Genomic DNA, 12890 nt, shown 5'->3' on the forward strand with positions numbered 1-12890 from the left:
TTACCAAAGTTTCATGTGTCGGAAATGGCGCTGTAATGTCCGCCGTTCTAATTCTCGTTTCCTGAGGATGCCGATCAAGGCGCGTCCGCTTGAAAGAGGATAAGAGATCCATGAATATTGCCCCCAATTCATATTCCCGCACCCGCAAGCGTCTTCTGGCTGCCGTCGCGTCCGTCGCTGTCGCCGGTGCTATCGGCGTTGGCGCGCTGACCAGTGGAACCAGCCCCGTTCTGGCTGACGCCGTGCGTGTCGAGGCTCCGCAGGTTCCGAGCTTCGCCGATGTCGTGGAGCGCGTTTCGCCAGCCGTGGTCAGCGTCAAGGTCAAGGCCAAGCTGCAACCGACAGCCGATGACGGTTCCGGCGATCAGGGCGGTTTCGACAATCTTCCCAACAATCCGCAGCTGCGCCGCTTCTTCAAGGAATTCCGCGGCTTTGGTGACCAGGGTGGCCAGAACGACGAAGGTCACCGCCGCTTCGGTCACCGCGATCGCAACAACGACCAGCCGCGCCCCGTCGCGCAGGGCTCGGGCTTCTTCATTTCCGAAGACGGTTATCTCGTAACCAACAACCACGTCGTCGACGAGGGCACCGCTTTCACCGTGGTGACCAATGACGGCAAGGAACTCGACGCCAAGCTGGTCGGCACCGATCCGCGCACCGACCTCGCCGTGCTCAAGGTCGATGGCGGCGGCAAGTTCACCTATGTCGACTTCGCCGACGATTCCAAGGTTCGCGTCGGCGACTGGGTCGTGGCTGTCGGCAACCCGTTCGGCCTCGGTGGCACCGTCACCGCCGGCATCATCTCGGCGCGCGGCCGCGATATCGGCGCTGGCCCTTATGACGATTTCCTCCAGATCGACGCCTCGGTCAACCGCGGCAATTCGGGTGGCCCGACCTTCAATCTCAACGGCCAGGTGGTCGGCATCAACACCGCCATCTTCTCGCCCTCGGGCGGCAGCGTCGGCATCGCCTTCGACATTCCCGCCACAACCGCCAAGCAGGTCGTCGCAGACTTGATGAAGAACGGCGCGGTCCAGCGCGGCTGGCTCGGCGTCGAAATCCAGCCGGTCACTTCCGACATCGCCGAATCGCTCGGTCTGAAGTCCAACAATGGCGCGTTGGTTTCGAGCGCCCAGGACGATGGCCCCGGCAAGAAGGCCGGCATCACGGCAGGTGATGTCATCACCCAGGTCGATGGCAAGGATGTTGCCTCGCCGAAGGAACTCGCCCGTCTGATCGGCGCCTATTCGCCGGGCAAATCGGTTGACGTCACCGTGTGGCGTGACGGCAAGAGCCAGACGGTCAAGGTCGATCTCGGCAAGCTGCCCGCCAGCGACAAGCAGGCGTCGGGCGATCAGCAGCAGCAACCCGCCGCTCCGGCAAAGCCGGACACGCTGGCTGATCTCGGCCTCACCGTCACCAAGTCCGAAAACGGTAAGGGTCTGGTGGTGACCGACGTCGACCCCGACAGCGCCGCCGCCGACCGCGGCATCCAGCCGGGCGACGTCATCACCGCGGTCAACTCGGCGGAGGTCAACGGCACCGAAGACGTCACCAAGGCCATGGCCGATGCGGTCAAATCCGGACGCAAGGCGGTGCTGATGCAGATCACCCGTGACGACAACAACCGCTTCGTCGCGGTGCCGGTGGCCAAGGGCTGAGACGACTTTTCCAATGCGGCGGTTTCAACACCCCCGAGTCGCCGCATGGGAAAGCAAGAAGGAGAGCCCGTTAGTCAGTCATCGCGCTCTTCTTCAGCGGCAGCGGGCTTCCCATCGCCCGCTGCCGCGCCCCGCATATGGCTGCCCATCACGCCCTCGTGCCCGAAGCCGGTCGGTTCGGTGGTTGCGGGATGACGACATGACCGGGAACTGGCATGTCCGGCGTAACGACGCCACGGAACAAAGATTTTATCGCGTACGCTCTCGATCATCCTGATCGCGATGCGTTTTGGCAAAGGCTAAAATGCAGATGCCGGCTACTCAACCTTCCAGCGAAATCGCGTATAACGGCCCTATGAAGATTCTCGTCATAGAAGACGATCGCGAGGCTGCAGATTATCTGCAGAAAGCCTTCACGGAAGCGGGTCATACCGCGCATGTCGCGGGTGACGGCGAGACCGGCTTCGCGCTTGCCGATGCGGGTGATTATGACGTGATGGTCATCGATCGGATGATGCCGCGCCGCGACGGCCTGTCGGTCATTGCCGCTCTCCGTTCCAGGGGCAACACGACGCCAGTGCTCATCCTGTCTGCGCTGGGCGAGGTCGATGACCGTGTCACCGGGCTGCGCGCCGGCGGCGACGACTATCTGACCAAGCCCTATGCCTTTTCCGAACTTCTGGCGCGTGTCGAGGTGCTGAACCGACGCGCCAGCGCCAAGGAGGCCGAGACCATCTACCGGGTTGGCGACCTTGAACTCGACAGGCTGTCGCATTCTGTCCGCCGGGCGGCGCGCGAGATCACACTGCAGCCGCGCGAATTCCGCTTGCTCGAATATCTCATGCGCCATGCCGGCCAGGTTGTGACGCGCACCATGCTTCTCGAAAATGTCTGGGACTATCATTTCGATCCGCAGACCAATGTCATAGATGTCCACGTCTCGCGGCTGCGCGGCAAGATCGAAAAGGGCTTCGACAAACCGATCCTGCATACGATTCGCGGCGCCGGATACATGCTGAAGGGCGGCTAGGCGGCAGCATGGCGCTTTCCGTGCCCGCCATCATGAAGACGACGGCCGCACGGCTTTCGGCGCTTTATCTCCTGCTCTTCGCACTCTGCGCGGTGCTGCTCGTCCTCTACATGACTTCGCTCTCGGCGCGCATGTTAACCGCGCAGACGCAGGAGACCATCAACGACGAGGTGCTCGGCCTTGCGCGCGCCTATCAGCGGGGTGGCCTGCCGGTATTGGTCCGCGTGGTCGAGGCCCGCTCGCGCCAACCCGGCGCCAACCTCTATCTGATTGCCGATGCCAACGGCCAGATCCTGACCGGTAACGTGCAGAGTCTGGAGCCGGGAGTTCTCGAAAACGAAGGCTGGACCACCAGCCCTTTTTCGTATCAGCGCTTTGGCGAGGGAGAGCTCGATCGTCTACGCAATTTGCCTGCCGACAAGGGGACGGCACAGCCCGACCAGAGCGACACGCAGGCGCAGGGCGAGAAGGGCCACAACGCCATTGCCCTGGTGCTGCGGCTGCCCAATCAGATGATCATGCTGGTCGGCCGCGATCTCGGCGAACCGGAGCGGTTCCGTGCCGTCATCCGCCGTTCGCTGGTGCTGGCGCTCGGCATGATGGGGGTGGGCGGCATCCTAATCTGGTTCTTTGTTGGCCGCGCGGCATTGAAGCGTATCGACGGGGTTTCCGAGGCAAGCCGGCGCATTATGGGCGGTGATCTCAGTGGCCGGTTGCCGGTGACCGGCGCCGGTGACGAGTTCGACCGGCTATCGGAAAACCTCAATGTCATGCTGGCCAGGATCTCCACGCTCAACGAAGGCCTGAAGCAGGTATCCGACAACATCGCGCATGACCTGAAGACGCCGCTGACCCGGCTGCGCAACCGGGCCGAAGCGACGCTTTCCGGCAAGCAGAAAACATCGGATTATCGGCAGGCGCTGGAAGGCACCATCGCCGAGTCCGACCAGCTGATAAAAACCTTCAACGCCATCCTGATGATCTCCCGGCTGGAGGCTGGGTATTCTTCCGAGCACACCAGCCGCGTCGATCTGGCGGAGGCCGTGCGTGATGTGGTCGAACTTTACGAGCCGGTGGCCGAGGAGGCTGGCGTTTCGCTGGACGCCGAGGTGAACGGTGCTTTTGTCGTCGACGGCAACCGCGAACTGATCGGTCAGGCGCTTTCCAACATCGTCGACAATGCGATCAAGTATTCGACCGATTCGACGTCCAAACCGGCGGTCCGTGTGACGCTCGAACGCACGCATGGCGAGATCAGGCTTTCCGTCGCCGACAACGGCCAGGGCATTCCCGACGATGCCGATCGCGCCCGAGCGACGGAACGCTTCGTGCGGCTTGAGAAGAGCCGTTCGCAGCCTGGTTCGGGCCTTGGCCTCAGTCTCGCCAAGGCGGTCATGACATTCCATTACGGCCGGCTTGACCTGTTGTCTGGCAATCCGGGACTATCCGTGGTCATGAGTTTCCCCGCGCGGGAGGACCACTGATGGCGGCCGTTGCCAAGCGGAGCAATACAGGCTGGCTGCTGAGCCTGGAAACCCCGCTTGCTCCGCTCGACGAGGGCCGGGCACGGCAGGAACTGTCCGAAATCGCGGATGCAGCGCGCGAAGAAGGGTTGATACGCGCGGCCAAATTCCTGGCCGGCAAGGGGACGGCGCAGGATTTCCTGGCCGCCGTCTTCGACCTTTCGCCGTTCCTGCGCGATACCGCGCGCCGCCGGCCGCAAATCCTGGATGGCCTGTTCGACCTGCCGATCGAGGCCCGCCTGAAGGCGATCACCGCCGCGATCGACCAGGCGCCGCTGGCCGAAACGGTCTCGGAATCCGGCCTGATGATGGAACTGCGCCAGCACAAGGCCGAGGCGCATTTCCTGATCGCGCTCGCCGATCTCTCGGGCGAGGCCGAAACCGCGCTGACAGTAAGGCGGTTGAGCGATCTCGCCGACGCCTGCGCCCGCGCGGCCGTCGATTTCCTGCTGCGTGACGCGCACGGCCAGGGCAAGCTCAAACTGCCCGACCTGGACAGCCCGTCGCATCAATCGGGCTGGATCCTGCTCGGCATGGGCAAGCTCGGCGCGCACGAGCTGAATTTCTCCTCCGACATCGACCTCGTCGTGTTCTTCGATCCGGAGGCGCCCGCCGTGGTCGATCCTCTCGACGCTACCGACCTGTTCTCGCGCCTGACGCGGCGGCTGGTGCGCATCCTGCAGGATCGCACCGAGCACGGCTATGTCTTCCGCACCGACCTGAGATTGCGTCCCGACCCCGGTTCGACCCCGCTGGCGATTCCGGTTGAAGCCGCGCTTCGCTACTACGAGGCGCGCGGCCAGAACTGGGAGCGTGCCGCGATGATCAAGGCGCGCCCGGTCGCCGGCGATCTCGCCGCGGGCGATGCCTTTCTCAAGGAGCTCCAGCCCTATATCTGGCGCAAATATATGGACTACGCCGCGATTGCCGACGTCCATTCGATCAAGCGCCAGATTCATGCCCACAAGGGCCATGGCGAGATCGCCGTGAAAGGGCATAACGTCAAGCTTGGACGCGGCGGCATCCGCGAGATCGAGTTCTTCGTCCAGACCCAGCAGCTCATCGCCGGCGGCCGCTTCCCGGAGCTGCGCGGCCGCGAAACCGTGCCGATGCTCGGCCAGCTCGCCGCCCGAGGCTGGATTACATCAGACGCGCGTGACGCGCTCGCCCGCCAGTACTGGTTCCTGCGCCGGGTCGAACACGCCATCCAGATGGTTGCCGACGAGCAGACGCACATGCTGCCGGAAGACGATGAAGGGCTGGAGCGCATCGCCCGTATGCTGGGCTTTGCCGACGCGGCCGCGTTTGCCGGGGTGTTCCGTGCCTCGCTACAGCAGGTCGAGCGCCACTATGCCGCGCTGTTCGAAACCGCGCCCGAGCTTTCGGCCGGCATCGGCAACCTGGTCTTCACCGGTGACGTCGACGACCCGGACACGCTGCGGACCCTGCACGGTCTCGGCTTTCAGCGGCCAAGCGATATCTGCCGTGTCATCCGCGGCTGGCATTTCGGCCGCTATCGCGTCACCCGGTCGGCGGAGGCGCGCGAGCGGCTGACGGAACTGACGCCGGCACTGCTCAAGGCTTTTGGCCAGACGCGCCGGGCCGATGAGGCGCTGGTCCGTTTCGACGAGTTCCTTGCTGGCCTGCCGGCCGGCATCCAGCTGTTCTCATTGCTGCAGTCGAACCCCGCACTGCTCAGGCTGATGGCGACGATCATGGGCGCGGCGCCCCGGCTGGCGGCGATCATCACCCGCCGGCCGCATGTCTTCGACGGCTTGCTCGACCCGGCATTGCTGACCGAGCTTCCCGACCGCGCCTATCTCTCGGCACGGCTTTCCGCCTTCCTCGAAGGCGAAAGGGCCTATGAGGAGGTGCTCGACAGGCTGCGCATATTTGCTTCCGAACAGAAATTCCTGATCGGTGTGCGGCTGCTCGCGGGCTCGATCGATCCGGCCCGCGCCGGCCGCGCTTTCTCCGATCTGGCGGACCTGACCATCGCGGCTGCGCTGCAAGCGGTGACCGCCGAATTCGCGGTGCGCCATGGCACGATCGCCGGCGGCGTGGTTTCGCTGCTCGGCATGGGCAAGCTCGGCAGCCGCGAATTGACCGCCGGATCGGATGTCGATCTCATTCTGCTCTACGACCACGATGCGGATGCCGAGGACTCCGACGGCGACAAGCCGCTGGCGCCGTCGCACTATTATTCCCGCATGACGCAGCGGCTGATATCGGCCGTGTCGGCGCCGACGGCGGAAGGAGTGCTCTACGAACTCGACCTGCGGCTGCGGCCTTCCGGCAACAAGGGACCGGTCGCCACCCACATCGATGCCTTCAAGAAATACCAGCGCCAGGAGGCCTGGACGTGGGAACACATGGCCCTGTCGCGGGCACGGCCGATTGCTGGTGACGCCAGCCTGTGCGGCGAGGTCGAGGCGGAAGTTGCCGCGGTGCTGTGCCAAGCGCGCGATGCGGCAAAGGTGAGGGCCGAGGCGTCGGACATGCGTGCCATGATCGAGCAGGAAAAGCCGCCCCGCGACCTGTGGGACATCAAGCTGATTCCCGGCGGTCTGATCGATCTCGAATTCATAGCCCAGGTGGCTGTCATCACTCGGCAGGTCGAGGCCGGGCCGCGCGTCACCGGCACGGCCGAGATCCTGTCTCGCCTGACGCCCCGTTTCGCCAATGCCGGGATCAGGCAGGACCTTGGCGATGCTTACGCCCTGTATCTGGCGCTGACCCAGATGACGCGGCTGTGCCTTACCGGACCCTTCGAACGTGACGACGTTCCGCCGGGGCTTTCAGATCTGCTTCTGGCGGTCACCGACCTGCCGGATTTCGGTGTGCTGGAGGCACACCTCAAGGAGACGTCGCAAAAGGTCAGGAAGGATTTCGACCTTTTGCTTCGTGCCGGGGGTTCGTGATCACGAGCGTTCGGCCGCATCGGGGGTGACGATGCAACAGGAGAAAACCATGAGAAAGACAACCAAGCTCGCACTTGCCTTCATCGCCCTGGCCGGAGCCGTCGGCGGTGGCGCCTATGCAGAGAATGTCGACAGCGCGAACATGCGTGAGCGCACCATGATGCGGCTCGACAAGGCAATGAAGGACAATGGCGGGACCATCACGTTCGACCAGTTCTCCAATGTCGTGGACGCGCGGCTCAAGAAGCTTGTCGCCGACAATGGCGGCAAACTGACTGTCGCCCAACTCGCCGACGCACTGGAGAAGGCGCGCTTCGAACGCATGGCCAGGCGCATCATCGCCCGGTACGACAGCAAGGGCGACGGCACGTTGACATCAGACGACATCACGGGCCGCGAAAAGAAGCTTTTCGCGATACTCGACAAGAACAACGACGGAAAGATCGAGAACCGCGAGCTGCCGAAGAGCGGGCGCTTTGGCCGCCATCGTCAAGGAGGCGACGACGAAAACGGCATGCAGTGAGGCTGCCTGACGCAGGCTCCGGCGCCGTCAGCCGAGGCCTGCCGCTCAGGCCGCAACCTTGATCGTCGATGTTGCCTTCTTCAGCGGAATGCGCACCGACACGATCGTGCCGACGCCTTCGGTGGAACGGATCTTCAGTGCGCCTCCTTGCAACTCGGCCAGCGAGCGCGAAATGGCAAGGCCGAGGCCGGAGCCTGCATGGTTCTTGGAGAACTGGTTCTGCACCTGCTCGAAGGGACGCCCCAGCTTGCCGAGCGCTTCCTTCGGGATTCCGCAGCCATTGTCCTCGATCGTCAGCACCAGTGCGCCTGACGTGTTGCGGGCCCTGACCGATATGTGGCCGCCCTGGCCGGTGAATTTCACAGCGTTGGACAGAAGGTTGATGACGATCTGCTTGATCGCCCGGCGATCGGCGAACAGCGTCAGCGCGTCGGCGATACGCGTTTCCACGGTGATCGCCTTTTGCGCCGCCTGCAGCGAGACGACACGCACCGTCTCACTGATCAGCGGACCGAGGTCGATCTGCTCCTGGTCCAGCGAGAACTGGCCGGCCTCGATCTTGGACATGTCGAGAATGTCGTTGATGACGCCGAGCAGGTATTTGCCGCTGCTGTTGATGTCGGTGGCGTACTCCTCGTAGCGCTCCGAGCCCAGCGGGCCGAACAGCCCCTGTTCCATCAGTTCCGAGAAGCCGATGATGGCGTTCAGCGGCGTGCGCAATTCATGCGACATGTTGGCCAGGAATTCCGATTTGGCCCGGTTCGCCGCTTCGGCGCGCTCGGTTTCCTTCATGTATTTGCGGTTGAGGTCGACCAGTTCGCGCGACCGTTCCTCTTCGGCCCGCCGTGCGAGGCTGAGATCATGGATCGTCGCCATCAGCCGGCGCTCGCTGTCGACCAGCTTTTCCTGGTGCAGCTTGATCTGGGTGATGTCGGATCCGACCGAGACGATGCCGCCATCCCTGGTCCTGAGTTCGTTGACCTGCAGCCAGCGGCCGTCCGACAGCTGCCGTTCGAACGTGGCGCCGCCCTGCGGACCATTGCTGTTGGCGAGCCGGCGCTCCGAAGCAAAGGCCAGCATCCGCTCTTCCAGGGACGCGCGCGTCACACCTGGCATCACGTCGCGATCCGAGAGCCCGTTGTCCTGCTGGTATTTGGAATTGCACATGATCAGGTGCTGAGCCGAATCCCACAGCACGAAAGATTCATTGATGTTCTCGATCGCGGTCCTGAGGCGAAGATCGGCCGCTTCGGAGCGCAGCGCCAGATGCCGTTGCTCGGTGACGTCGACCGCGATGCCGATCAGCTGGATCTCCGGCGCTTCCGGATCCATGACCTGTGCCCGGGCGCGCATCCACACCCATTGGCCATCGGCATGCCGCATCCGGAACACCTGGTCGATGTGGTCGATCTCACGCGCTACGATCCTGTTGGCGAGCTCGAACAGGTCGCCGTCCTCGGGATGGATGATCTCGTCGACCTCGCCGAAGGACAGCATTGTCTCGCAGGGTTCGTAGCCGAGCATGTCGTACATCGAGCGCGACCAGTACATCTTGCCGCGCACCATGTCCCAGTCCCACAGGCCGCAACGGCCGCGAACCAGCGCCATGTCGATACGCTGATGTGCTTCGAGATAGATTCGGTCGGCTGCCTGCGCGCGCGCCGCCTGCCCGAAATAGGCATAGAGGATGATGATCAGCACGCCGCCCGTCAGCACGAACAGCGTGACATTCAACGAGACGGTCTTGCGCCACGTGTCGAAGACCGCTTCCTGCGGCACAAGCGCCGCGGCGGCTCCCTTCCTGTCCCTGGACAGGCTGACCGCCGCATACCAGTCCTGCCCGCCGATGTTGACCTCCATGACACCGGCGCGATCGCCGAACATGAACAGCGGTTGGCCGCCCTGGACGAGGCTGTCGAGCGAATGGCCTTGCCAGGGCACCGAACGCGGCGTCACCGCGGTGATCCTGAAGGCGCCATCGGTGATGACAAGCACATGGCTGCGGCCCATCGCTCCCTGGCGGCTGGTGGTCTCCAGCAGGTCCTGGGTGGCGCCCGGCAGCGTGTCCGACGTGGTGGCGAGCGAACTGGCGAGCTGCGCGGCGGCCAGCGTCAGGACCGCCTTGGCGTCGCGCTCGACATCATCACGCTCGTTCATCAGCGAGAGCACACGCAGCGCCGCGATGACGATTAGGAAGATGATGATGAGGGCCGGTATCGACCGACGCAGGAACGGTTCGGCCGCCAGAAGCCGCTTGTAGGCCGGTTCGGCAATGAGCCGCGTATTCCCGGCAAGGCCGTCGCCGCGCGCCTCACGGCGCGCAAAAGCTATCCCTCCGGGCGCGCCCCACGCGTCCGCCTTCGCCATAAATGGCACTCCCCGATTTCCAGTATGCCGCATTTCTATGTGCTGGTGATCCGGCAACACCGCACGTCCGAATCGCCATTAAAGAATCAAAGGTGATTCGCCTTGTCCAGTGGTCCGGCGAAAAAAGATTAAAAATCGACTAAAATAGCGGGCTTTTGGAAGTGCGGCGGCTCGGCCTTGCCCCGCCGGGAAGGAAAGGGCGTCTACGCCAGCGTGCGCTCGACGATGTCGCGCAGGTCCGCCGACAGGTCTTCGGCATTGGCGATCGAAACCAGCGCTTCCCTGGCCTTGGCTTGCCGGCCCGGTTCGAGCGAACGCCAGGACCTGAGCGCGGTCGCCAGCCTTGACGCCACTTGCGGGTTGCGCTTTTCGACCTCGAGCACAGTCTGCGTGAAGAAACGGTAGCCTTCTCCGTCGGCGCGGTGGAAGCCGGTCTGATTGGCGCTGGAGAATGTGCCGATCAGCGAGCGCACACGGTTCGGGTTACCCATCGAGAAACCCGGATGAGCGGTCAGGGCGCGAACGGTGTCCACCGCCTGTGGCCCCGGCACGCTGGCCTGGATCTGGAACCATTTGTCCATGACCAGCGGGTCAGACGCATATGTCTTTTCGAAAGCCGCCAGCGCTTTTTCCGCCTCCGGCGATCCGTGGTGACGATGCGCGAGCACGGCCAATGCGGCCGCGCGGTCGGTCATGTTCGTCGCGGACTGGAAATGCCCGGCCGCCAATGCCGCTCCACCGGGCAGCAGCGAGAGATAATCCAGCAGAATGTTGCGCAAGGCGCGTCGTCCGGCGCTTGCCGCGTCGGGGCTGAAGGCGGTCTGGTCGGCAAGGCTGTCGTAGAGGCGGGAAAATGCCTCGCCATTGACCGTGCTGATCGCCAGCGCAAGCGCCTGGCGAGCCGAATGGATGGCGTCCGGATCGATGTTCTTGCCGATGTCACGCGCGATGTCGGCGTCGCCGGGCAGCGCCAGAGCCAGAGCTCGATAGGCTGGCTCGAGTGTCTCGTCGCTGGCGATGCTGCCGGCAAGCTCCGTCAGCCGCGGAGCGAAGTCCGGCTGTTTGCCGCCAAGGATCTGGCGGAAGGCAGCGATCAGCGCATCGGTGAGCAGCGTGTTGAAGGCCTGCCAGCGCGAGAAGGCGTCGCTGTCGTGGCGGGCGAGGAAAAACTGGTCGGCCGCCTTCTGCTCGACCGACAGCGTCACCGGCGCCGAAAAGCCGCGGTTGAGTGACACCGCCGGTCGTTCGGCAACGCCGGAAAAGCGCACCATGTGACGGCGCTTGCGAATATGGATGACGCCGTCCTCGACGCTGGCGCCCTCGACGCCGCTGTATCGAACCGGCTCGCCGCCGGCGCCGATCAGGCCGAAGGCGAGCGGGATATGCATCAGCCGCTTGCGGCTTTCCGACGGTGTCGGCGGCACCGACTGCTCGATCTCGAGCGTGAATTCCTGTGCGGCCGGATTGTGCGTCGAGCTCACGGTCAGGTTGGGTGTGCCCGCCTGATGGTACCAGAGCGCGAATTGCGAAAGATCGCGGCCGGACGCCTCCTCGAACACCTTGATGAAGTCCTCGATGGTCGCGGCTTCGCCGTCGTGGCGTTCGAAATAAAGATCCATGCCGGCGCGAAAGGCCTCAGCCCCGAGAATGGTGCGGATCATGCGCACCACTTCGGAGCCTTTTTCGTAGACCGTGGCCGTGTAGAAATTGTTGATCTCGCGGTAGCGGCGCGGCCGCACCGGATGTGCCAGCGGACCCTGGTCCTCGGGAAACTGGTGCGCACGCAGCGTGCGCACTTCGGCGATGCGCTTGACCGCGCGCGAGCGCTGGTCGGCGGAGAATTCATGATCGCGGAAAACCGTCAGCCCTTCCTTCAGGCAAAGCTGGAACCAGTCGCGGCAAGTGATTCTGTTGCCTGTCCAATTGTGGAAATACTCATGCGCGATGATCGCCTCGATATTGGCGAAATCGGCGTCCGTCGCCGTCTCCTGGTCGGCCAGGACGTATTTGTCGTTGAAGATGTTGAGGCCCTTGTTCTCCATCGCGCCCATGTTGAAATCCGACACGGCGACGATGTTGAAGACGTCGAGGTCGTACTCGCGGCCAAAGGCCTCCTCGTCCCATTGCATCGAACGCTTCAGCGCGTCCATCGCGTAGCCGGCGAGCGCCTCCTTGCCGGGCTCGACATAGATGCCGAGCTCGACCTTGCGGCCGGACATGGTGACGAAACTGTCGGCGACCTGGCCGAGATTCCCGGCCACCAGCGCGAACAGGTAGGACGGCTTGGGGAAGGGATCGTGCCAGTTGGCGTAGTGCCAGCCATCGGCGAGATCGCCGTTCTCGACCGGATTGCCGTTGGACAGGAGCAGCGGCGCCTCGTCGCGCCGCGCCTCGATCCGCACCGTGTAGACGGACAGGATATCGGGGCGATCAAGAAAATAGGTGATGCGGCGAAAGCCCTCCGCCTCGCACTGCGTGCAGTAAACGTTGTTCGAACGGTAAAGGCCCATCAGGGCTTCATTGCCGGCCGGCGCCAGTTCGGTTTCGATCAGCAGTTGGAAACAACGTGCGGCCGGCGGCTTGAGCAGGGTCAGTTGGTCGGGGCTCGCCAGCAGATCGGCCGGTCTCACCGTCTTGCCGTCGATCTCGACGCGCTTGAGCGTCAACCCGTCGCCGTCGAGCACCAGCGGAGCCGACGTGGATATGCCCTCGCGGCGCTCGACGGTCAGTATCGCGGTGACGACCGTGGCCTGTGGCGAAAGACGGAAGTCAAGGTTGGTCTCCGGAATGAGGTAGTCGCTGGGGCGATAGTCCTCGAGTTTGAAGACTTGGCCTGTGTCGGTGCGCATTCCCTGGCTTTTCCTG

At 63.8% G+C, this 12890-nt stretch carries 7 protein-coding genes; 5 read left to right on the plus strand and 2 right to left on the minus strand.

Features of this window, described 5'->3' with window-relative positions; translation table 11 throughout:
* The first annotated feature begins 110 nt into the window (after positions 1–110).
* From FJW08_RS08780 to FJW08_RS08800, 5 genes are all read left to right on the plus strand, one after another.
* Positions 111–1661 carry a Do family serine endopeptidase gene (locus tag FJW08_RS08780; protein ID WP_140810169.1) on the plus strand — a complete coding sequence of 517 codons (1551 nt, stop codon included), beginning with the start codon at positions 111–113 and terminating at the stop codon, positions 1659–1661.
* Positions 1662–2016: 355 nt separating this feature from the next.
* Complete coding sequence (locus tag FJW08_RS08785; RefSeq protein ID WP_181182879.1) at positions 2017–2691, plus strand: response regulator transcription factor; 675 nt, start codon at positions 2017–2019, stop codon at positions 2689–2691.
* Positions 2692–2699: 8 nt separating this feature from the next.
* Positions 2700–4175, plus strand: a complete 1476-nt coding sequence (locus FJW08_RS08790) for an ATP-binding protein (protein ID WP_140810172.1) — start codon at positions 2700–2702, stop codon at positions 4173–4175.
* Positions 4175–7135: a bifunctional [glutamine synthetase] adenylyltransferase/[glutamine synthetase]-adenylyl-L-tyrosine phosphorylase gene (locus tag FJW08_RS08795; RefSeq protein ID WP_140810173.1), complete on the plus strand. Its 2961-nt coding sequence runs from the start codon at positions 4175–4177 to the stop codon at positions 7133–7135. The genes FJW08_RS08790 and FJW08_RS08795 overlap by 1 nt, the downstream gene beginning before the upstream one ends.
* Positions 7136–7184: 49 nt before the next feature.
* Entirely contained in the window at positions 7185–7658 is a 474-nt protein-coding gene (locus FJW08_RS08800) for a hypothetical protein (RefSeq protein ID WP_140810174.1), read from the plus strand.
* A gap of 45 nt (positions 7659–7703) precedes the next feature.
* Here FJW08_RS08800 and FJW08_RS08805 read toward each other — a convergent pair whose 3' ends face one another.
* The gene (locus FJW08_RS08805) at positions 7704–10025 is read right to left on the minus strand and encodes an ATP-binding protein (RefSeq protein WP_140810175.1); all 2322 of its coding nucleotides are present in this window, start codon (positions 10023–10025) and stop codon (positions 7704–7706) included.
* A 203-nt stretch (positions 10026–10228) separates the two neighbouring features.
* Entirely contained in the window at positions 10229–12874 is a 2646-nt protein-coding gene (pepN, locus tag FJW08_RS08810) for an aminopeptidase N (protein ID WP_140810176.1), read from the minus strand.
* Positions 12875–12890: the final 16 nt, after the last annotated feature.

The sequence above is a fragment of the Mesorhizobium sp. B3-2-1 genome, assembly GCF_006439515.1.
Taxonomy (GTDB): domain Bacteria; phylum Pseudomonadota; class Alphaproteobacteria; order Rhizobiales; family Rhizobiaceae; genus Mesorhizobium.